Origin of the sequence: Streptomyces sp. NPDC048255 (genome assembly GCF_040652415.1) — a bacterium.
Lineage (GTDB): Bacteria > Actinomycetota > Actinomycetes > Streptomycetales > Streptomycetaceae > Streptomyces.
Genome location: NZ_JBEZMA010000035.1, coordinates 24,077 through 45,167 on the forward strand (window position 1 = coordinate 24,077; position 21,091 = coordinate 45,167).

General features: G+C 73.4%; 21 protein-coding genes. 2 read left to right on the forward strand and 19 right to left on the reverse strand.

What is annotated here, in order from left to right; translation table 11 throughout:
- Positions 1 to 40: 40 nt before the first annotated feature.
- From AB0D94_RS24780 to AB0D94_RS24815, 8 genes are all read right to left on the reverse strand, one after another.
- The gene (locus AB0D94_RS24780; RefSeq protein WP_362055627.1) at positions 41 to 1,522 is read right to left on the reverse strand and encodes a nucleotide pyrophosphatase/phosphodiesterase family protein; all 1,482 of its coding nucleotides are present in this window, start codon (positions 1,520 to 1,522) and stop codon (positions 41 to 43) included.
- Positions 1,519 to 2,688 carry a metabolite traffic protein EboE gene (gene eboE / locus AB0D94_RS24785; RefSeq protein ID WP_362055629.1) on the reverse strand — a complete coding sequence of 390 codons (1,170 nt, stop codon included), beginning with the start codon at positions 2,686 to 2,688 and terminating at the stop codon, positions 1,519 to 1,521. Before eboE ends, AB0D94_RS24780 begins: the two co-directional genes overlap by 4 nt.
- Positions 2,689 to 2,691: 3 nt before the next feature.
- A complete protein-coding gene (locus AB0D94_RS24790; RefSeq protein WP_362055631.1) occupies positions 2,692 to 3,561 on the reverse strand; it encodes a TatD family hydrolase in 870 nt (289 codons plus the stop codon).
- Positions 3,562 to 4,212, reverse strand: coding sequence for an EboA domain-containing protein (locus AB0D94_RS24795; protein ID WP_362055633.1), 651 nt, complete (start codon positions 4,210 to 4,212; stop codon positions 3,562 to 3,564).
- Positions 4,209 to 5,054, reverse strand: a complete 846-nt coding sequence (locus AB0D94_RS24800; protein WP_362055635.1) for a sugar phosphate isomerase/epimerase family protein — start codon at positions 5,052 to 5,054, stop codon at positions 4,209 to 4,211. The genes AB0D94_RS24795 and AB0D94_RS24800 overlap by 4 nt, the downstream gene beginning before the upstream one ends.
- Complete coding sequence (locus AB0D94_RS24805; protein ID WP_362055728.1) at positions 5,051 to 6,004, reverse strand: SCO3242 family prenyltransferase; 954 nt, start codon at positions 6,002 to 6,004, stop codon at positions 5,051 to 5,053. The genes AB0D94_RS24800 and AB0D94_RS24805 overlap by 4 nt, the downstream gene beginning before the upstream one ends.
- 113 nt (positions 6,005 to 6,117) lie before the next feature.
- The gene (locus AB0D94_RS24810) at positions 6,118 to 7,260 is read right to left on the reverse strand and encodes an inositol-3-phosphate synthase (RefSeq protein ID WP_362055637.1); all 1,143 of its coding nucleotides are present in this window, start codon (positions 7,258 to 7,260) and stop codon (positions 6,118 to 6,120) included.
- Between the two features lie 222 nt (positions 7,261 to 7,482).
- The gene (locus AB0D94_RS24815; RefSeq protein ID WP_362055639.1) at positions 7,483 to 8,583 is read right to left on the reverse strand and encodes a ScyD/ScyE family protein; all 1,101 of its coding nucleotides are present in this window, start codon (positions 8,581 to 8,583) and stop codon (positions 7,483 to 7,485) included.
- A gap of 241 nt (positions 8,584 to 8,824) precedes the next feature.
- On the opposite strand from AB0D94_RS24815, the gene AB0D94_RS24820 reads away from it, so the two are divergent.
- Together AB0D94_RS24820 and AB0D94_RS24825 are read left to right on the forward strand one after the other, a co-directional pair.
- Positions 8,825 to 9,859 carry a methyltransferase gene (locus tag AB0D94_RS24820; RefSeq protein WP_362055641.1) on the forward strand — a complete coding sequence of 345 codons (1,035 nt, stop codon included), beginning with the start codon at positions 8,825 to 8,827 and terminating at the stop codon, positions 9,857 to 9,859.
- Positions 9,860 to 11,055: 1,196 nt separating this feature from the next.
- A complete protein-coding gene (locus AB0D94_RS24825; RefSeq protein WP_362055643.1) occupies positions 11,056 to 11,370 on the forward strand; it encodes a winged helix-turn-helix domain-containing protein in 315 nt (104 codons plus the stop codon).
- Positions 11,371 to 11,564: 194 nt separating this feature from the next.
- Here the strand turns inward: AB0D94_RS24825 and AB0D94_RS24830 are convergent, their stop codons facing one another.
- The 11 genes from AB0D94_RS24830 to AB0D94_RS24880 form a co-directional block, all read right to left on the reverse strand.
- Entirely contained in the window at positions 11,565 to 11,816 is a 252-nt protein-coding gene (locus AB0D94_RS24830) for a type II toxin-antitoxin system RelE/ParE family toxin (protein ID WP_362055645.1), read from the reverse strand.
- Entirely contained in the window at positions 11,813 to 12,067 is a 255-nt protein-coding gene (locus AB0D94_RS24835; RefSeq protein WP_362055647.1) for a type II toxin-antitoxin system Phd/YefM family antitoxin, read from the reverse strand. The genes AB0D94_RS24830 and AB0D94_RS24835 overlap by 4 nt, the downstream gene beginning before the upstream one ends.
- A 142-nt stretch (positions 12,068 to 12,209) precedes the next feature.
- On the reverse strand, positions 12,210 to 12,548 hold the full coding sequence (locus tag AB0D94_RS24840) for a DUF6245 family protein (RefSeq protein WP_362055649.1): 339 nt from the start codon (positions 12,546 to 12,548) through the stop codon (positions 12,210 to 12,212).
- A gap of 62 nt (positions 12,549 to 12,610) precedes the next feature.
- Positions 12,611 to 14,113 (reverse strand): FAD-dependent monooxygenase, encoded by a 1,503-nt coding sequence (locus AB0D94_RS24845; protein WP_362055651.1) that lies wholly within the window; start codon positions 14,111 to 14,113, stop codon positions 12,611 to 12,613.
- Between the two features lie 96 nt (positions 14,114 to 14,209).
- Positions 14,210 to 15,781, reverse strand: a complete 1,572-nt coding sequence (locus AB0D94_RS24850; RefSeq protein WP_362055653.1) for an FAD-dependent monooxygenase — start codon at positions 15,779 to 15,781, stop codon at positions 14,210 to 14,212.
- Between the two features lie 2 nt (positions 15,782 to 15,783).
- Positions 15,784 to 16,725: an aromatase/cyclase gene (locus tag AB0D94_RS24855; protein ID WP_362055656.1), complete on the reverse strand. Its 942-nt coding sequence runs from the start codon at positions 16,723 to 16,725 to the stop codon at positions 15,784 to 15,786.
- A gap of 76 nt (positions 16,726 to 16,801) precedes the next feature.
- Entirely contained in the window at positions 16,802 to 17,590 is a 789-nt protein-coding gene (fabG, locus tag AB0D94_RS24860) for a 3-oxoacyl-ACP reductase FabG (RefSeq protein ID WP_266941030.1), read from the reverse strand.
- A 12-nt stretch (positions 17,591 to 17,602) separates the two neighbouring features.
- Positions 17,603 to 17,872: an acyl carrier protein gene (locus tag AB0D94_RS24865; RefSeq protein ID WP_362055658.1), complete on the reverse strand. Its 270-nt coding sequence runs from the start codon at positions 17,870 to 17,872 to the stop codon at positions 17,603 to 17,605.
- A gap of 51 nt (positions 17,873 to 17,923) precedes the next feature.
- A complete protein-coding gene (locus tag AB0D94_RS24870) occupies positions 17,924 to 19,138 on the reverse strand; it encodes a ketosynthase chain-length factor (RefSeq protein ID WP_362055660.1) in 1,215 nt (404 codons plus the stop codon).
- A complete protein-coding gene (locus AB0D94_RS24875) occupies positions 19,135 to 20,406 on the reverse strand; it encodes a beta-ketoacyl-[acyl-carrier-protein] synthase family protein (protein ID WP_362055662.1) in 1,272 nt (423 codons plus the stop codon). Before AB0D94_RS24875 ends, AB0D94_RS24870 begins: the two co-directional genes overlap by 4 nt.
- On the reverse strand, positions 20,403 to 20,732 hold the full coding sequence (locus AB0D94_RS24880) for a TcmI family type II polyketide cyclase (RefSeq protein WP_362055664.1): 330 nt from the start codon (positions 20,730 to 20,732) through the stop codon (positions 20,403 to 20,405). The genes AB0D94_RS24875 and AB0D94_RS24880 overlap by 4 nt, the downstream gene beginning before the upstream one ends.
- Positions 20,733 to 21,091: the final 359 nt, after the last annotated feature.

The window sequence follows — 21,091 nt, forward strand, 5'->3', positions numbered from 1 at the left end:
CGGCCGCGAACCGGCGCCGGCCGCCCCGCAGGGCCCGCTCTCAGCCGCCGGTCAGCCCGGCCAGCTCCAGCAGCAGCGCCTTCACCTCGGTGGCCGCGACCTGGCCCGACACGGCCGCGGGCACCGAACACAGCACCAGCGGGCCGTCGTCGGGGTGCCCGGGCAGCCGGCCGTGGCTGCCGCGGACGGGGGAGGGGTCCAGGGGGACGACCGCCATCCGGTAGCGCATGCCGAGCTTCTTGCGGGCCACCGCACCCGCGGCCCGGACCCGGACGTAGGGGTCCTCGGGGTCCAGGAACAGCTCGGCGGGGTCGTAACCGGGCTTGCGGTGGATGTCCACCAGCCGGGCGAAGTCGGGGGCGCGGGCGTCGTCGAGCCAGTAGTAGTACGTGAACCAGGCGTCCGGCTCGGCGACGGCGACCAGTTCGCCGGAGCGCGGGTGGTCCAGCCCCTCGGCCTTCTTGCCGTCCTCGTCCAGGAGCAGCGCCAGGCCGGGGAGCCCGGCCAGCGCCTCGCGGGTGGCGCCGAGGTCCTCGGGGCGGCGTACGTAGACGTGGGCGACCTGGTGGTCGGCGACGGCGAAGGCGCGCGAGGCGCCCGGGTCGAGGTACTCCATGCCGTCCTGGGTGTGGACCTCCAGCAGCCCCGCCCGGCGCAGGGCGCGGTTGATGTCGACCGGCCGGCTGACCCGGGTGATGCCGTACTCGGAGAGCGCCACGACCGTACGGCCCTGGGCGCGGGCGTCCGCCAGCAGCGGCGCGAGGGCGGCGTCCAGTTCGGCGGCCGCCCGGTGGGAGCGGGGGTCGTCGGGGCCGAACCGCTGGAGGTCGTAGTCCAGGTGCGGCAGGTAGGCCAGGGTCAGGTCGGGGCTGCGGGTGGCCATGACGTGCCGGGTCGCGTCGATGATCCACTGGGAGGAGGGCAGGCCGGCGGTCGGCCCCCAGTAGGTGAACAGCGGGAAGGTGCCCAGGCGCTCGGTGAGTTCGTCGTGCAGGGCCGGGGGCCGGGTGTAGCAGTCGGGCTCCTTGCGGCCGTCGGCGTAGTAGACGGGGCGGGGCGTGACCGTCCAGTCGGCGCCCGAGCCCATCGCGTACCACCAGCAGATGTTGGCGACCGTGTAGCCGGGCCGGACGCGGCGCGCCGCGTCCCAGACGCGGTCCCCCTCGATCAGCTCGTGGCTCTGGCGCCACAGCAGCACCTCGCCGAGGTCCCGGAAGTACCAGCCGTTGCCGACGATGCCGTGCTCGGACGGGGTGGAGCCGGTCAGGAAGGTGGCCTGCACCGAGCAGGTCACCGCGGGCAGTACGGTCTCCAGCGCGGCGCGCGAGCCGCCCCGGGCCAGGGCCGTCAGGTGCGGCATGTGCTCCAGCAGGCGCGGGGTGAGGCCGACGACGTCCAGCACGAGCAGCGGGGTCGCGCCCGGGGCCGCGGGCGTAGCCGGACTCGTGCTCGTGCTCGGACTCGCGCTCTGGCTCGCGCTCTGGCTCGTGCTCTGGCCGGGGGACGGGGCGGCGGGCGTCATGGCAGTTCCTTCAGGCCGTGGTGCGTCAGCAGGTCGCGGACGAGGGAGAGTTCGGCGGCGATGCCGTCGGCGAGCTGGTCCGCGTAGCGGGGCCGCAGCGCGGGCGGCAGCGCCTGCCAGGTGTACGTCTCCACCTCCAGGTGCCGGGTCAGCGGCCGCTCGCCGCCGACCAGCGCGGCCAGCGCCTCCTCCAGCACGGGCCGGGTGGAGGCCAGCGGGGCCTGCGGCGCCGCGTGCAGGGGCACGTGGAAGTGGGAGCGCCACGGCCCGCTGTCCGAAGCGAGGCCCCCCGACAGGGCGGGCCCCAGATCGTCGCAGCCGTGCAGCTCCCCGCTGCTCCGGGTACGGGTCTGGTGCAGGAACCGCGGCTCGTCGAAGGCGGCCAGCGCCGCCCGCACCTCGGGCCGCTCCGGATGCTCGGCGTGCAGGGCCGCGGACAGCTGGGACTTGACGATCGGCACACCCGCCGCGGCCAGCGCGGCGAAGGCCGCCCGCGGCTCCTCGAAGGAGGTCGCCAGGTGGCAGGTGTCCACGCAGATCCCGACGCGCTCGTGCCCCAGGGCCGTCAGCGGGCCGATCGCGTCGGCGGTGGTCTCCACCGCGCAGCCCGGCTCCGGCTCCAGGCCCACGCGGACCGAGCGGCCGCTCTCCTGCGCGAGGGCGTCCAGCCGCTCGCCGAGGACGGCCAGGGCCGCCTGCGCGCGGGCGGCGCGCTCCCCGCCGTACCCGGTGCGCCAGGCCAGCGGCAGCGTGGAGATCGTACCCTCGGCCACGTCGTCGGGCAGCAGCCGGGTCAGCACCCGGGCCAGCGCCAGGGTGTACTCCAGGCGCTGCGCGTCGGCCCAGTCGGGACGGTAGACGCGGTACTTGACCACCTCGGCGCCGAAGCCCTCGTAGGGGAAGCCGTTGAGGGTGACGACCTCCAGCCCCCGGCGCTCCAGCTCGGTGCGCAGCCCCAGCAGCGCGCGCGGGTCGCCGTCCAGGGTGCGGGCGGCCTCCTCGGCCAGCCACAGTCCGATGCCGAGCCGGTCCACGCCCAGCCTGCGGCGCACCGGCTCGGCATGGTCGCGCAGCTGGGCGAGGACCCCGTCGAGGGTCTCGGCCGGGTGCACGTTGGTGCAGTACGCGAGGTGGACGGTGGAGCCGTCCTCGTGCCGGAAACGCACCGCCTACACCCCGGCGGGGACGGTCTTGGGGGCGCCGCGCAGGATCGAGTTGCCCTCGTGGGTGGCGCCGGTGGCGGCGGCCTCCAGGCGCAGCCGCCCGCTGAGCGAGTAGAAGGCGACGGGGTTGCGCCACAGCACCAGGTCCACGTCGTCCTCGCCGAAGCCCGCGGCCAGCATGGCCTCGCCGACCTTGCGGGTCTTCAGCGGATCGCTCTTGCCCCAGTCGGCGGCCGAGTTGACCAGCACCTTGTCCGGTCCGTACTCCTTGAGGACCGCGACCATCCGCTCCTCGTCCATCTTGGTGTCGGGGTAGACGGAGAAGCCCAGCCAGGCGCCGCTGTCCTTGGCCTCCTTGACCGTGGACTCGTTCAGGTGGTCCAGCAGCGCCCGCCCGGTGCCCAGCGCGGATCCGCGTACGACGTCGATCGTGCGGCGCAGCCCCTCCAGCTTGTCGCGGTGGGGGGTGTGCACCAGCGCGGGCAGTCCGTGGTCGGCGGCCAGCTGGAGCTGCACCTCCATCGCGTGGTCCTCGGCCGGCGTCATCGAGTCGTAGCCGATCTCGCCCACGGCCACGACCTGGTCCTTGACCAGGTAGCGGGGCAGCTCCGCGAGCACCGGGGTGCAGCGCGGGTCGTTGGCCTCCTTGGGGTTGAGCGCGATCGTGCAGTGGTGGACTATCCCGTGCTGGGCGGCGCGGAAGGGCTCCCAGCCGAGCAGCGCGTCGAAGTAGTCGATGAACGACGCGGGGGAGGTCCGGGGCTGGCCCAGCCAGAACGCGGGCTCCACGACCGCGCGGACGCCTGCCGCGTACATGGCCTCGTAGTCGTCGGTGGTGCGCGAGGTCATGTGGATGTGCGGGTCGAAGATACGCATTTACAGCTCCTCGGTCAGGGTGAGCGCACGGCGCAGGTCCTCGGGGACCGCGCGGCCGGCAGCGGTGCGTTCGGCGGCGAAGGCGGTGAGCATCCGGGCCAGTTCGCCGTCCCCGCGGGCACGCCGCTCCAGGCCCGCGACCGCGGCCAGCGGGACGCCGGTGAACAGGCACTTGAGCACCGCGTGCCGCCAGGCGTGCGGCGCCAGGTGGCGGGCCGCGTACGGGCCGAGGGCGGCGGCCACCAGCAGGGTGTCGTTGGCGCGCAGGGCGTCCTCGACCAGCGGCACCCCGTCGCCGGGAGCGGGGTCCAGGTACGGCAGGGCCAGCAGCACGGCCCGCCGTTCGGCGGCGCTGCCCTGCCGGTAGAGCCGGGTCACGGCGGCCGCGCCGGGGCGGGCCGCGGCGAGCAGCAGCACCCGGGCCGCGTCGGGCGCGGCGCAGTTGCGGCCGGCCTCGGCGAAGCGCAGCTCCCATTCGGGGACCCGGGCGGCCGCGTCGGCGCGGGCCGCGTCCAGCCAGGCGCGGGCGGCGTCGTCGAGCGGGCCGTAGGCCTCGGCGCGCACCTGCTCGTACGGGGCTCCGGTCTCGTACGGGTCCCCGTACGGGGTCTCGTACGGGCTCTCGCGGGGCTCGGTGTGCTGGGCGGTCATCTCGTGCCTCCGTTGCGCAGGAACCGCAGGGACCGCGCGGCCTGCGCGGGCCCGGCGTGGGAGTGGCGGGGGAGCTCGACGACGGTCAGCCCCTGGTAGCCGGTGGCCGCCAGGGCCTCCAGCACGGGCGGGAAGTCGATCTCCCCGTCCCCGAAGGGCAGGTGCTCGTGGACCCCCCGGCGCATGTCCTCGATCTGCACGTGCCGCAGCCACGGCGCGGCAGCCCGTACGCAGTCGGCCGGGCTGTCGTCCTCCAGGCACTGGCAGTGGCCGATGTCGAGGGTCAGGCCGAGCGGGCCGGGGTCGCCGAGACCGGCCCGCAGCCGGTGGAAGTCGGCGAGCGTGGCCAGCAGATGGCCGGGCTCGGGTTCGATCGCGAGCGGCATCCCGTACTCCTCGGCCGCGTCCAGGACGGGACCGAGCGCCTCGGCCAGCCGCGTCCAGCCGGTGTCCTCGTCGACGCCGTCGGGCAGCACCCCGCTGAAGCAGTGCACGGCGTGCGCGCCCAGCTCGGCGGCGATCCGCACCGCCCGCACCAGCAGGCCGGTCCGGGCCCCGCGGGCGTCCTCGTCCGCGTCGAGCAGGGTGGGACCGTGCTTGCGGCGCGGGTCGAGCACGTAGCGGGCCCCGGTCTCCACGGTCACGCCGAGCCCGAGCGAGGCCAGCCGCCGCGCGGTACGGGCCGTCAGCGCCGCCAGGTCGGAGGAGAAGGGGTCCAGGTGCATGTGATCGAGGGTCAGCCCGACCCCGTCGTACCCGAGGTCGGCGAGCAGCGCGAGCGCGTCGTCGAGCCGCAGGTCGGTCAGGCCGTTGGTGCCGTATCCCAGGCGCAGGGCGCTCATGTGGTGCTCACCTTCCGCGCCAGGCGGGCGGCGACGGGTGCGAGCGCGGCGGTCAGCAGCGCGGCTCCCGGCGCCCCGGCGCGCGCCATCAGCCCGCCCTGCAGCGCGATCATGGCCCGGATGCCCCCGCCGACCGCCCGCTGGGTGAGCGGCGGCGACGGATGCAGCACGGCGTGTACGAGGGGCCGGGCGAAGGTCGTCGCGTACCCGGCGGCCAGTGCGACGCGTACGGCGGTCGCGTACGGCCCCCGGTCGGCCGCGTCCGCCGTGTCCGCCGCGTTCCCTGCGTCCCTCGCGTCCGCCGTGTTGGCCGCGCTTGCCGCGTTTGCCGCGGGCGGGCGGGCCACCGAGGCGGCCAGCAGGCCCGTCGCGGCGAGCGCGGCCAGCGGGGCGGCGGTGGAGCCCCCCTCGGCCTCGCGGCGGGAGACCAGGGTGACGGCATAGGTGTGGCCGCCCAGGACGGCCGCGGGGGCCAGGGCCGGGCGGACGGTGCCCGCGGCGGCGGCCGCGCCCAGCAGCAGGTCCAGGGAACGGGCGCAGGCCATGGCCGCCGGGCCCGCCGGGGTGTGCTTGAGCCGCAGGTCGTACGCCCAGACCGTGGCCGCCAGCGGGACGGCGACGGCGAGCGCCGGGCGCCCGGCCCGCGCCGCCAGGGCGAGACCGGCCGCCGTCAGCACGCCCGCCGCGGCGAGGGCAGAGCCGGGCCGGATCCGGCCCGAGGGCAGCGGCCGGTGCGGGCGGGCCACCGCGTCCTCCTCGCGGTCCGCCCAGTCGTTGAGGGCCATGCCCGCCTCGTACAGGCACAGCGAGGCGCCGACCGCGAGGACGCTGCGGCGCCCCGGGCGCACCCCGGCGGCCGCGGCTCCGGCGAGCGCGTCGCCGGGCACGGTGAACACCGCGGGGACCCTGAGCAGTTCCGCCCAGGCCCGCAGCCGGCCGGCGGCCGACAGCGCGGGGACGGGCGGAGCGGTGGCGCACGCCTCGGTGGCGGGCGCTGTGCCGGCGGGCGCGGCTGTGGTGCGGGTGTGGGTGGTGCGCGCCGCCTCGGTGGTGGGCGCGGCGGTCACCGGGACCCGTCCAGGCGCGCGGCGAAGTCCAGCAGCGCGGCGTACTGCTCGGGCAGCGCCGAGGAACCGCCGTCCGGGTCCTTGAAGTAGAAGCCCAGTTCGGCCAGCGGCCCGCTCAGCCCCGCCTCGTGGGCGCGGGCCGCCAGCCGGGCCAGGTCCAGCACCAGCGGCGCGGCGAGCGCCGAGTCGCAGCCCTGCCAGATCGTCTGGAGCACCATCCGCGTTCCCAGGAACCCCTCGAAGGCCACGTGGTCCCAGGCCGTCTTCCAGTCCCCGAGCGCCGGCACGTCGTCGATGTGCACCTCGCCCTCGGGCACCGAGCCCAGGTTGTCGGCCAGCACCCGCTCCTTGCCCGCGTTCTTCGCGGCCGCGGCCGCCGGATCGGCCAGGGAAGCCCCGTCACCGCCGCCCAGCAGGTTCGTGCCCGACCAGGCCCGTACCGTCAGCGCCCGCTGGTGGAACATCGGCGCGAGCACCGCCCGCAGCAGCGTCTGCCCGGTCTTGCCGTCGCGGCCCGCGTACGGCAGGCCCGACGCCCGGGCCGCCTCCGCGAGCCGCGGGTGGTGGAGCCCTGCCGACGGGGTGAAGTTGACGTACGCGCAGCCGGCCCGCAGCGCCGCCGCCGCATACAGGGAACTGGCCGGCAGCTCGCCGCCCGCCGGGACCGGCTCGGTCGAGGCCACGTTCACCACGACCACGCGCGCCACCCCGGTGGACCGGGCGAACTCCCCGATGTCCGCGGCGAAGGCGGCGATCAGCTCCTCGCCGGTGCGGGCGTCGCCCGGCAGCGGGCCGCCCGTACGGATCCGCTCGTCCGCCGCGGCGAGATCGCCCTGCACGGCGGCGGGCAGCCAGTGCGGCAGCACGCCCTGCGCGGCCAGTTCCTCCGCGCGCTTGGGCAGCGGCGCGGCGGCCGTGTCGTGTCCGCCGAAGACCAGCGAACCGAGCGCGGGCAGGGAGCCGCCGGCGAAGGCCGGAGCCTCGGTGACCAGACCGGTCGGCGGGACGAGCCCCGCGGCCAGCGCCGCGCAGCCCGCGACCGCCGTCGTGGCGACCGACCCGCGGGCCCCGACGAACCACACGCCGGTCCGGTCTCCGGCGGCGGGGGTCTCGGCGTGAAGGGACACGGCAGCCTCCATGGGCGTCGTATTTCGCAAGTGGATGCCCGGCCAGGATGCCGATCCGGGCGGCTTCAGGACGCCCCGCTCCGGCGGCCGTCGAGCGCCGCCCGAGCCGTTCCCCACCGGAGTCCCGCCCACCACCGCGTACCGCGCCGCAGCACGCCGACGGCCCCGCCGGCTGGGGGACCGGCGGGGCCGTAGGGAGTGCGCGGAGCGCGGGTACTGAGGGTCAGTACGTGGTCAGTACTTGACCTTCACCAGCGTGCCGCCGGTGCCGACCGTGTTGTTGGTGACGTACACGTCGCCCCAGACGTCGACCGCGAGACCGGTCGGCTGCTTGAGCTGGTCACCGGTCGGGATCTCCTTGACCGCCTTGGTGAACTGGTTGATCTCCAGCAGCGCACCGGCCGAGGGCGGGCCCGCCAGGGTGGTCTTGCTGTAGGTGAGGGCGAGGAGGTCGCCCTTCCAGTCGAAGTCCAGGTCCACCACGTTGGTCAGGCCGGTGGCGAACACCTGCGGCTGGCCGCCCGGCTCGATCTTCCAGATGCGCGAGGCGCCGGGGTTGCCGCCGCTCATGTCGGCGACGTAGAGGGTGCCGTCCCAGTCCTTGATGATGGCGGTGGGCACGCTCTCGGCGGCGGTGGTGTTCGACAGCTGGTTCTTCGGCAGGACGTGCGCCGTGGTGGTGGTGCCGTCGCTCGCGGCGCGGACCACGGTGTTGGCGGCCGCGTCGGTGATCAGGTAGCCGGAGCCCTGGCGGACGAAGCCCCACGGGTTGGCGTTGAGGTCGCCCGCGTCCGGGTTCAGCCGGGTCTCGTGGTCGACGAGGTCGCCGAGGACCTTGGCGTCGCGGGTGCGGAAGAGCTTGCCCAGCTGACTGGCGTTGGCGCCGAGCGCGTCACGGTCCGCGGTGGTGCGGTTGCCGCCGAAGCTGCTCAGGACGAGGTAGCCGCCCAGCGGGTCGGGCACGACGCGGGCCGGGCCCGCGGCGATGACCGGGGCGCCGGCGGCGGCCGGGCCCGCGGCGACGGACGACAGCCCGGTCACGACACGGCTCTTGGAGGTGCCCTTGACCTTGTAGATCGAGCCCGTGGCCCCTGCACACTGCACGCCCGCGGCGCAGCCCACCAGGCCCTCGCCGGACTCCGCCACCAGCAGGGTGCCGTCGTTGAGCGCGGTGATGTCGCGGGGGTTCTTCAGGCCGGTGGCCAGGACCTCCAGCGTCGCGGTGCCCGCCGCGGCATCGGCCTGCGCCGGCCCGGAGACCAGCGGAGCGACGACGATGCCGGCCGCACCCGCCGCCAGGAGGGCCCTCTTCCAGGACTTGCGTGAACTCGACATGTTTCTCCCTTGTCGGCGCCCCCCGTTTTCCCCGGGAGCAGATTGAAACCTGCGCCACGATAGGGGAAAACCGGCCGATGTCCGACTGCCGGATTTCCGCGGTTGAACACCTGAATTCCCCGCACCAGCCAAATTCGAGTACGGCTCCAGAGCACCTGGAGCAATTTCCCTATCGTGGTCGAGAGACGGGTCCCTTCCGGCGGTTGGGACAGAATTCAGGCTGCTGCCTTGGAGGAATCGAATGCCCGCATTGCCGCCCCCTCCCGCCCAGTTCGCGCCGTTCGCGCTGCTGGAGCTGGCCATGGGCTCCATGGTCACGCAGGCGATCCACGTCGCCGCCGAGCTGCGGATCGCCGAGGTCCTGTACGAGGGACCGCTGGCACCCGCGCAGATCGCGGAGCGGGTCGACGCGGACGCGGAGGCCGTCCACCGGCTGCTGCGGCTGCTCGCCAGCCACCACATCTTCGAGGGACGCGAGGACGGCACCTACGCGCTGACCCCGATGGCCGACGCGCTGCGCGCGGACCACCCGCTGACGATGCGCGACATCGCCGTGCTGATGGGCCACCCGATCCACTGGGAGGACTGGAGCCACCTGCTGGACTCCGTACGCACCGGCGAGCCGAGCCTGCCGAAGCTGCGCGGAATGGGCGCCTTCGAGTACCTGGAGCAGAACCCGGAGTACGGCGAGGTGTTCATCAAGGGCATGGGCAACATGTCCGACACGGAGACCCAGCCCGTCGTCGGCTCCTACGACTTCTCCGAATTCGGCACGGTCGTGGACTTCTGCGGCGGCCGCGGCGGACTCCTCGCGGGAATCCTGCAGAGCGCGCCGGGCACCCGCGGAATCCTCTCCGACCCCCGCGTCGGCGGGAACGGCGCGGCCGAATTCCTCGCCGAGCAGGGCGTCGCGGACCGCAGCAGCACCCACGCGGGCGGGCTCTTCGACCCGGTCGTCGAGGGCGGCGACGCGTACGTCCTCAAGCACATCGTGCACGACTGGCCCGAGCACCAGGTGCTGGAGATCCTGCGCAACGTCCGCGCGGCCATCAAGCCCGGCGGCAAGCTGCTGCTGGTCGAGATGGTGATCCCGGAGGACGAGCTCAACGCCCCGCACTCGGGCAAGCTCGTCGACATGTGGCTGATGCTGCTCGTCGGCGGCAAGGAGCGCACCGCCACCCAGTACGCGGACCTCGTGGCCCGCGCCGGCTTCAAGCTGGAACGCGTCGTCCCGACGGGCTCCCCGGTCTCGATCGTGGAAGCCGTCCCGGTCTAGGCCCGCCGTTTGAGTCCCGCCAAGGCCCCGGCCCCGCCGGGGCCTTCGCCATGTCCGCCCTCGGGCTGCGCCACGGCCTGCCCGGCATTTTCGCGATCGCCCTCTACGTGCGCCTCCCCGCGGCCTGACGCCTGCCGGGCTCCGGACCTCGGCCCTCCAAGCGTGCTCGGCCTCGGCCGGACCTGGAAGACCTCAGCCATAGAAGGTGTGCCCAGGCGAGACCCGCAAGCCGGACGCCGGTCATTCGGAATTCGCTCAGCCCCCACCGGCATAAGCCACTGCATCCATTTGAAGCCCCGCACGGACCCGGCCGCCGCCGGTGGTGGACGCGCACCCGCTGGTGAGGGCGGACGCCCCCCGGGGCGTTCGGACTCGACAGCCCCGGCGGCCTGCGACGGGGACGCCTCAGATGCAGACGAGTGCGGCCGTCCCTGTTGCCGGAGCCGCCCCAGCCCGAGCCCCCTGCCGGCCTCCGTGGTTGCTATTCCTCCCTTATATAGAGAGGGCGCAACCCTCGCAGGGCTCTGACCTGCGGAAACGTCAAGGGTAATGGCATCCTAGGATGCCTATATCGGCATCCTAGGATGCCATTACCTGGCGCTGGTGGTCATGTCGCCTGTGGTAATCAAGGGAACTGTAGGGTTCGTTCGCTTACCCACCACGACATGTCGTCCCTGGTAATGTTGGATGGGTTCGGATGGCACGGGTCGGGGGTCGGAAGTTGCCTAGGAGCACGCGCGGTACTCGTCGGAAGCTGGTCAGCCAACAGAGCGGTGAGGTGCACGAACTCTGGGAGGAAGGGCCGGTCCAACGCTCGTACGACTTCGGCGGGAGGTTCGGACAGTTCTCCTTCCCGCGGGTCATGGCGATGCTCAGCAAGGACTCGGGCCTGACGGGCGACGACTTCCGGGTGTTCTTCTACTGCGCGATCCAGACGTACGAGCAAGGTGGAGCCACAGCCGTCGAGACCGCACAGCACCTCGGGCTGACGCCGCAGGGGACCAGGCGGATCGCGAAGAAACTGGCGGAGAACAAGCTCTTCCTGGTCGCCGAGACTGTGGGGCGCACCATCAAGTACCGGGCCAGCCCACACATCGTGTCCAGTCTCGCGGGAGAGGAACAGTCGCAAGAGGCTGCCACCTACAAGCTGCCGACTTTGCCGGGGAGACCCGACGCTGCACCGAAGGACAAGACGAATGTCACGCCAAAGCCCGTACCCGGAGCTCGAAGCTCTGCAACTGCGGATCAGCCGACTCCCTCACCTCAAGCAGAACCTGCTGATGACGTACGCGGTCTTCGGGGCGCTGGAGCGCGCGGTGGAGATGACGGCCGTCGAGCTGGCTGAGATCGTCGGCGTCCCGCCGTCGCACTTCTCCCGCGCCCGGCGTGAGCTGGAGGCGGAAGGGTGGATGGAGTTCACGCACAAGGAGGGCCAGGTGAAGTTCTACCGCCTCGGCGAGAAGGCCACCGGCCGACGCGTGGTCGTCCCGCTGAAACGTACCGGCGGCTGAGACCCCCAGGCTCGTAGCCCGGACGCACCCGGGCCCCCGGCCTCCCGGTGTGTATCGGGGGGACGGAGGCACGGCCCCTGGGGGAGGGGGTCAGGCGGTCGGGGACCCGTTGGACCCAACAGGTCTGGCCTGGGAACGGCGAAGGGCCGGACCACGGTCGGTCCGGCCCTTCGCCGTGCGCTGCTGCGGGGGTGTCAGCCGAGGCGGCCGACGTGGATGACCACGATGGTGACGGTGGCCTCGGTGATTTCGTACATGACCCGGTAGCGCCCGACGTGCATCCGGCGCAGGTCCGGGGAGCCGTAGGGGGTGCTGCCCTCGGGCCGGGGCTGGGCGGCGAGCAGGTCGACGGCGTCCATCAGCTGGCGCAGCCCGTCGGCGTCGTCCTTGAGGTACCGGGCGGCCGCGTCGATGGCGGGCTCGTCCCAGACGATCGAGTAGGTCACCCGCGCTCCTGTCCGAGCCGGGCACGGACGTCATCGTGGGGCACGGCCGCCGCGGTCCCGGCGGACTGGCGCTCGCGGTACCTGGCCAGGGCCAGGGCGTCCTCGAGGTCGGCCAGCTCCTGGGGGTTGATGAGCACGGCCGCCGGCTGGCCGTGGTCGGTGATCGTGATGCGTTCGCGGGCGTGGGACGTACGGCGGACCAGCGAGCCGAACTTCGCCCGCGCTTCGGTGATCGGCAGAGTGTCACTCATGCGCAGAACTGTACACTTCCCGCGCCTTGTGTGGGGTCGGGCCACTGGCTGTACTTCCCGCCGGTCCCGTCCCCGAGGCCCCGCCTGCCACCCGGCGCGCGGGGCCCTCACCGCTTCCCGTCATGATCGCCGCCTTGTTCCCTCAGGGAACGGTGTCGGGCCAGATGGCCTGTCGTGCCCCAGCAGATGTGTGCGCGGTCGCCGCATCGAAGGCCTTGAGCGGCTGGCTGATCTGTCCGGCCTGCCAGTGCAGCACTCCGGTGACGGCGGGGCCCTCCGCGCCGGAGGCCTTGAGCACCTGCTGGCGGGCGAGGCTCATGTCCTTGGCCCCGGCGCCGGCGGCGAGCATGTGGCCCTCGGTGAGCATCCCGGTTCCGATCGCCGCTCCGTACAAGCGTTGGCGAGGTCGCAGGCTGCCGCGGTGGCCGATGACCCCGGGCCCGCACCCGCGCACCCGCGCACCCGCGCACCCCAAACGCACCCGCGCCCCCGTCTCCCCGTGTGGCAACGGGGGGACGGGGGCGCGGCCCCTGGGGGAGGGGGTCAGGCGGCCGGGCCGAACCAGCGGTCGAGGGCGGCCGTGAGGCCGTGCTCCGCGGATCCGGCCCAGGCCACGTAGCCGTCGGGGCGGACCAGCAGGGCGGTGGTGCCCTCCAGTTGGTCGGCTCCGTCGGCGGGCTTGGCGACGACCGTCGCCACGTCCACGCGGCCCTGCCAGCCGGCCGCCGCACTCCGTACGGCCTCGTCGTCGGCCAGGTCGAGCAGCACCCCGCGCCCGGGGTGCAGCAGTTCGGCGATGCGGGTCTCGCCCTCGGCGCCGACCAGCAGCCGCGGCGGCATCCGGCGGCCCACCAGCGGGTGGCCCTCCTCGCCCGTGCCGTCCCCGAACTCGTAGCGGATCTCCAGGTGGCTGACGATGCCCGCCAGGTGCCGCTTGACGTCGTCGTACTGCACGAGCTCCTGGAACAGCTGGCGCAGCGGCTCGGCCTCCTCGCCGCCGAGGAACACCGTGCCCTGGGCCCGGGTGTTCATCAGCAGCCGCTTGCCGACCGGGTGCCGCTCGGCGTGGTAGGTGTCGAGCAGCGCGTCCGGCGCCGTACCGCGGGCCACCGAGGCCAGCTTCCAGCCCAGGTTGACCGCGTCCTGCACACCGGTGCTCAGACCCTGGCCGCCGGCCGGCAGGTGGATGTGCGCGGCGTCGCCGGCCACCAGCACCCGTCCGCGCCGGTACTCGGAGGTCTGCCGGGTGGCGTCGGTGAAGGAGCTCACCCACTTCGCGCCGCCGCCGTGGATGTCCTCGCCCGTGATGTGCTCCCAGGCGTCGGCGACCTCCTCGAACGGGACGATCGCGTCGCGGTCGCTCGCCGGGGTGCCGTGCGGGCAGACGATGATGCGGTCCACGCCGTCGCCCAGCGGGCCGACCATGACCATGCCGTTCGGCAGCTGCTCGCCGAGGTAGCGCGGACGCAGTTCGCAGCCGACCACATCGGCGACGTACATCTTCCGGCTGGCCGGGATGCCCGGGAAGTCGAAGCCGGCCGCGCGGCGGATGGTGCTGCGCGAGCCGTCGCAGGCCACCAGGTAGGAGGCGCGCAGGCGCTGCTCGCCCTCCGGGGTGTTCACGGTGATCTCGACGGCGTCCCCGTCCAGGAACCCGTCGGCCAGCTCCACGAACTCCCAGCCGCGCCGGATCTGCGCGCCGAGCTCCGTGGCCCAGGTCTCCAGTACTTCCTCGGTGCGCCACTGCAGCACGCCGCGGGCGCCGAAGTGGGCGTCCTCCAGCACGCTGTAGTCGAACTGCACACCGCCGAAGTGGCCCATGGGCATGGTCTCGAGCCCGCCCCAGCGGGGCAGCAGCCCGCGCTGGTCGAACGACTCCATGGTGCGGGCGGTGAAGCCCAGGCCCCGCGACTGCATGGTGGGCTCGGTCAGCTTCTCGATCACGATCACGCGTGCCCCGCCCAGGCGCAGTTCCCCGGCGAGCATCAGGCCGGTCGGACCGGCTCCGACGACGATGACATCGGTGTCCACCGCTGTCCCTTCCATGGTGTTCCCTTCCTCGAGATGCGTCGTAAAGAGTTGCGCGGTGGTGGGAGGTGGGGGGCGCGGCCGGCGCGCGGTCGGCGTGCGGCCGGCGGCCGGTCAGCCCGTCGGGCCGAACCAGCGCTCCAGCGCCTCCCGCAGCCCGGCGTCGCCGGACCCCGCCCACGCGACATGGCCGTCCGGCCTCAGGAGAACCGCGCCGACGCCCTCCAGGGCGCCGCCCTGCTTCGGGAGCGCGGCCACTACGTCCACCCGGTCCGCCCAGCCGTCCGCACCGGGAAGCGGGTCGTCCGCCGCGCCGCGCAGGTCGAGCAGGACGCCCCTGCCCTCGCGCAGCAGGCGGGTGGTGCTGGTCTCGCCGCCGCCGGCCGACAGCGCCGTCTCCGGCAGCCGCAGGCCCAGCAGCGGGTGCGCCGGGCCGCCCACGTCGTAGCGGACGTCGAGGCCGCTGATCATGCCGGCCAGGTGGGCCCGTACGTCCTCCAGGGCGATCAGCTCGCCCAGTACGGTGCGCAGCGGCTCCACCTCGGGGCCGCCGAGCAGCATCAGGGCCTGGGCCCGGATGTTGGCCAGGACCCGCCGGCCGACGGCGTGCCGCTCGGCGTCGTAGGTGTCGAGCAGCTCGGCGGGGGCGGCTCCGCGCAGGTGCAGCGCGAGCTTCCAGCCGAGGTTGAAGGCGTCCTGGAGACCGAGGTTGAGGGCCTGGCCGCCGATCGGCATCTGCCGGTGCGCGGCGTCTCCAGCGAACAGGATCCGGCCGTGGCGGTAGTGCTCCAGCTGGCGGGAGGCGTCGCCGAAGGAGTTCACCCACAGCGGGGTGCCGCCGCTGATGTCCTCGCCGGTGACCCGCTTCCAGACGACGGCGATCTCCTCGAACTGCGCCTCGCCGGTGCGCGGCTGCGCGGCCGAGCCGAACTCGTGGACCATCACGCGGGTCACCCCGGCGGGGTTGCGCCAGGCGATGGCGAGGCCCTTCTCCAGCCGCTGGAAGCGGCGGTTGGGGATGTCGATGCCGTCGACGTCGGCGCGCAGCAGCTCCCGGCCGGCGTCCTCGCCGGGGAACCGGGCGCCCACCAGGCGCCGTACGGCGCTGTCCTCGCCGTCGCAGGCCACCAGGTAGCGGGCGCGCAGCCGCAGCACCGCCCCGTCGCGGCCGACGGCTTCGGCCTCCACGTACCCGGCGGCTGCGCCGGACCCGGAGCCCGCGGCGGGCTCCGTGGCTGCGGCGGACCCGGTGACCGCGCCGGTCCCGGCCTCCTGCGCGCCCCCGGCCGACCCGCCCGTCTCAGTGACGGCAGTCAGCTCGTGGCCGCACCGGATGTCGGCGCCCAGCGCGATCGCCCACTCCTCCAGCACCCCCTCGGTCTTGGTCTGCGGGACCTTCCACTGGCCGGTGTGGGGGCTGGGCCCGGTCAGGTCCAGGGGGATCCCCCCGAAGTGGCCGCGCGGTTCGACCGGCGGTCCGCCCAGGTCGGGCAGCAGCCCGAGGACGTCGAGGATCTCCATGGTGCGGGCGTGCAGGGTGGAGGCCCTCGACTCCGTGCTGGGGGCGCGCCGCTTCTCCAGCACGACCACGTCGGCGCCGCCCCGGCACAGTTCGCCGGCGAGCAGCAGCCCGACGGGACCGGCGCCGACGACGACGACGTCGGCCTCCAGCAGGTCCGCCGTCATGGTCAGGCCTTCTGCTCGGCGTAGGCCTTGGCGTGCGCGAGCGTGGCGCTGCTGTTGGTGCTGAGCGCGGTGTGGACGTAGGCGCGGGCGTCGGCCACGGTGGCTTCCGGGCCCAGGATCCGCGCGATGTTGTCCGTGTTGATGGTGACGGTGTGCTGCGAGGAGGCGGCGAACCCGCCCTCGTTCTCCTCGAAGGTCCACTCGCCGGTGTGCAGGGTCATCAGCGCGGGCAGCGTGACCTGCTTGTACGCGATCTTGTGGTGCGGGAAGACCACCCGGTACGACTTGGTGGTGTGCACCGAGCCGTCCTTCGCGCGGGTGTCCATCTCCAGCTCCTGCAGGCCCGGGGTGTCCTCGGCCAGGCGCACGACGGCGACGTGGGGGAGCCGCTCGGCCCACCGGTCCGCCTCGTTGATGAAGTCGAAGGCGTCCTTGGCGTTGCCCGCGATCTGCACCGTGTCCACGAAGGAGAAGGTCAGCTCCTCGGTCTCGGCGGCGTGCGCGAGCTCGACGTTCGTCTTGAGCGCCGCCAGTTCCGAGGTGCTGTTCTTGTCCACGGCCCGCTCGATCCACAGCAGGTCGTGCGCGTCGTCGTTGATCGCGCTGTAGTCGTGCAGCAGCCGGACGCGGGACTCGTTCGCACCGAGCGCCTCGATGATCCAGGTGCCGCCCATGTGCTTGACCGGTTCCGCCGGGACCTCCTGGCGGAAGGTGATGCGCAGGCCCTCGGGGTCCAGGGTGCGGCGCGAGGTCCAGTTCTTGGGCTGGCCGTTGGCGGTCGCCCAGATCCGGATCTTCTCCTCGTTGCCCTCGGCCTCGACCCGGTCGACGTGGATCGTCGGCGGGAAGATCCGCGGCCAGTTGGTGACGTCCGCGAGCAGCTGGTAGACCGCGGCGGCGGGGGCGCCGATGGTGATCTCGTGCTCGACCTCACGCGTCGTCATGACGACTTACTCCTCTTTCTCCTCGGGAAATGCGGTGGTGCGCGGGGCGCGAGGGCCCGGTCCGGCCGGTCAGGGCCTAGAAGTTGCCCAGTCCGCCGCAGACGTTGAGCGCCTGGGCGGTGATGGAGGCGGCCGTGTCGGAGGCCAGGTAGCCGACCAGGCCGGCGACCTCCTCGGGCGTGGAGTAGCGGCCGAGCGGGATCTTCGACTGGAACTTCTCGAGGATGGCGTCCTCGGAGGTGTCGTACGCGGCCGCGTAGCCCTGGCGGACCCGCTGGGCCATCGGGGTCTCCACGTAGCCCGGGCAGACCGCGTTGACGGTGATGCCGGTCGGGGCGAGCTCGTTGCCCAGCGCCTTGGTGAAACCGACGACGCCGTGCTTGGAGGCCGAGTACGGGGCGCCGAGGACGACGCCCTGCTTGCCCGCGGTGGAGGCGATGTTGATGATCCGGCCGCGGTCCTTGCCGCGCATGCCGCCGGTGGTCAGCGCGGCGCGCGTGACCCGGAAGACGCTGTTGAGGTTCGTCTCGATGACGTCCTCCCACAGCTCGTCCGCGATGTCCGCGGTGGGGCCGCCGCCGGACCGGCCGGCGTTGTTGACGACGACGTCGACGGTGCCGAAGCGGTCGACGGCGCCCTGGACGAAGGCCTCGACGGAGGCGGTGTCGCGGACGTCGACGACCCCGCCGTCCACGTCCAGGCCCTCGGCCTGGAGCTCCTTGACGGTGGCCGCGACGTTGTCGGCGTTGCGGGCGCCGATGAAGACCTGGTGGTTCTGCGAGGCCAGCAGCCGCGCCGAGGCGAGGCCGATGCCGCTGGTGGCGCCGGTGATGACGGCGACCCGGGGAGCGGTGTTCTGCGTCATGTCGGATCCCCCTCAGGCAGCCGTGGCGGGCGCGAGCTGCGCGTTGACGACCTCGATGAACGCACGCGGGGTGTTCGCGTCGTTGACGGCCTCCTCGTCGAGGGAGATGCCGTACTCGCGCTCGATGAGGCTTCCGGCCTCCAGCAGCGCGAGGGACTCGTAGCCGAGCACGTCGAACTCGGTGTCGAGGATGTCGCCGTCCAGGTCGACGCCCTCGGCCACGCCCGCGGCCTCCCGCAGGGTGCGGCGCAGGTCGTCGGGGGTGAATGCCTTGGTGGCCATGGTGGAAGTCCCTTTCCTTACGTGGTGTGGTGTCTGGGGTGGCGTACGGCGCTACTGCGCGGCGCGCACGACCATGGCGGAGTTGAAGCCGCCGCTGCCGCGGGCCAGCACCAGCGCGGTGCGCACCGGGGCCTGCCGCGGCTGGCCGACGACCAGGTCGAGCGGGTAGTCCGGGCACGGCTGGGTGTGCACGGTGGGCGGGATGACCCCGTCGCGGATCGACAGGAACGCCGCCGCCAGGTCCAGCGACGCGGCGCCCGAGTACAGGCGGCCGGTCATCGTCTTGGGCACGGTCACCGGCACCGCGCGGTCCCCGAAGACCCCGCTGATCGCCGCGGCCTCCTCGCGGTCGAGGGTGGGGTCCCCGGCGCCGTCGGCGAAGACCACGTCGACGTCCGCGGCGGCCACGCCCGCGTCGGCGAGGGCGATCCGGATCGCCTTGCCCAGGCCCGGCTCGCGGCCGCTGCCGGGACGCGGGTCCATCGTCGAGCCGTACCCGGCGATCTCGCCGTAGATGTGGGCGCCGCGCGCCCGGGCCGCCTCGGCGTCCTCGACGATGAGGATCGCGCCGCCCTCGCCGGGCACGTAGCCCCGCGCGTCGCGGTCGAAGGGCAGGTAGGCGCGCGAGGGCTCGTCGCTGGTGCTCAGCTTCCCGGTCGACAGCTGCGCCACCCAGCCCCAGGGGCAGATGGAGGCGTCGACGCCGCCGGAGACGATCAGCGCGGTGCCCTTGCGGATCTGCCGGCGGGCGTGGGCGACGGCGTCGAGGCCGCCGGCCTGCTCGCTGACGACGACCCCGGCGGGGCCCTTCATGCCGTTGCGGATGGAGATCTGGCCGCTGTTGACGGCGTAGAACCAGGCGAAGGACTGGTACGCGGAGACGTACTGGCTGCCGCGGCTCCACAGGCTCTGCAGCTCGCCCTGGCCGAACTCGAAGCCGCCCGCGGCGCTGGCCGTGATGACGCCCATGTCGAACTCGGGCAGTTCCTTCGGATCGACGCCCGCGTCCGCCAGCGCCCAGTCGGTCGCCACCAGCGCGAGCCGGGTGACCCGGTCGGTCTGCGGCAGCAGACGGCTGGGCAGGTGCTCCTCGGCCTGGAAGCCGGGCACCTCGCCGGCCAGCCGGGCCGGGTAGCCGGAGGGGTCGAAGCGGGTGATCCGGCCGATGCCGTTCTTCCCGCCGACCGTCGCCGACCAGTAGTCCTCGGTGCCGAGCCCGTTGGGGGAGGCGACGCCAAGACCGGTGACCACCACCGACGTGGTCATACGAGGCTCCTTTCGGGGCTGGCCAGCACCATGGCGCTCTGGAAGCCGCCGAATCCGCTGCCGACCGTGAGGACCGCGTCGACCAGCTGGTCGCGCGCGGTGACGGGGACGTAGTCGAGGTCGCACTCCGGGTCGGGCGTGTGCAGGTTGGCCGTCGGGGGTACGACGTCGTACTCCATGGCCAGTGCCGACGCGGCGATCTCGATGGAGCCGATCGCGCCGAGCGAGTGCCCGACCATCGACTTGATGGAGCTGACCGGGGTGCGGTACGCGTGGTCGCCGAGGCTGCGCTTGAAGGCGGCGGTCTCGTGCCGGTCGTTCTGCTTGGTGCCCGAGCCGTGCGCGTTGATGTAGTCGATCGCCTCGGGGTTCAGGCGCGCCTCGCCGAGCGCGAGGTTGATCGCCTCGGCCATCTCCAGGCCGTCGGGGCGCAGGCCCGTCATGTGGTAGGCGTTGCTGCGCGTGGCGTAGCCGGCGATCTCCGCGTAGATGTGCGCGCCGCGCTTCTTGGCGCTCTCCAGCTCCTCCAGCACGAAGAAGGCGGTGCCCTCGCCGAGGACGAACCCGTTGCGGGTGCCGTCGAAGGGGCGCGAGGCGTGCTCCGGGTCGTCGTAGCGCGGAGTGGTGGCCTTGATGGCGTCGAAGCAGGCCATGGTGATCGGCGAGATCGGGGCGTCCGAGGAGCCGGCGATCACGACGTCCGCCGAGCCCTCGCGGACGAGTTCGACGGCGTAGCCGACCGAGTCGATGCCGGAGGTGCAGCCGGTGGAGACCACGGTGCTGGGGCCCTCGGCGCCGACGGCCCAGGCCACCTCGGTGGCGAAGGAGCTGGGCACCATGTGGTTGTAGAGGTGCGGGACCGCGTAGGTGTGGTCGACCAGGTCCAGGCGGCCGCCGTCGCTGACGACCCGGTACTCCTCGTCGAGGCCCATCGTGGCGCCCACCGCGCTGCCGACGGTGACGCCGATGCGGTGGGGGTCGATCCCGGCCAGCTCGATGCCGCTGTCGGCGACCGCGCCGCGCGAGGCCACGACGGCGAACTGCGCGGCCCGGTCCAGGCGGCGGACCTCCTGGGGGGTCAGGCCGTGCGCGTACGGGTCGAAGTCGACCTCGGCGGCCACCCGCGAGCGGAACTGCGTGGGGTCGAAGAAGGTGATCCCGCGCGTGGCGGTACGGCCCTCGCTCAGCAGGTTCCAGAAGTTCTCCTTGCCGACACCACCGGGGGCGATCACCTCGATCCCGGTGATGACAACGCGTCGCCTCGTCACGCGGAACCCTCCCAGTTGTAGAAGCGGGTGGCCATCGCGTCGGCCGGGGAACGCCAGGTCTTCGGGTCGTAGGCCTCGATGAAGGGCTTCAGGTCCTCGCTGATCTGCACGAAGCGCGAGTCGCTCTTCGCGCCCTCGATGAGCTCGCTCCCGTTGTCCTCGTCGAAGTCCTGGAGGTGGAAGTACAGGCCCCGGTACGAGAACAGCTGGCGGCGCCGCGTTCCCATGCGCTGGGGCATGTCCGTCGCGTCGAATTCGGAGAACAGCTTGGCCACGTCGTTGGTCGAGGCCGCTGCCATCCGGGCGACGATCAGGGTGCTGTGCATACGGTTTAGCTCCTCAGCGGTTGCGTGGGAGGGTTCGCGCAGCGGGCATGGTCTGCGCGCGCGGCGGGAAAGTGCGCCATCGCCCTCGACGGTGCGGCCCGGCGATAGCGCCCGGCACGGGGGATGCCTGAGTTCCGCCGGAGCCGTGCTCCGGCCGCGGAAGCGGGGCACGTGCGCCGGACGCCCGGTCCCCGCGCGGGGACCGGGCGTCCGGGGGCTAGGGGGTGTCTTGTCGATCAGGCCGGATCAGCTCGGGTCGTCTGGTGCCGTGGATCGCAAGGCGGAGGAGGGAGTCGACGCGGAGCGTCGGCGACCGACGACAACGCGGCGAGGCGCGGCACCAGACGACCCTAGCCCGG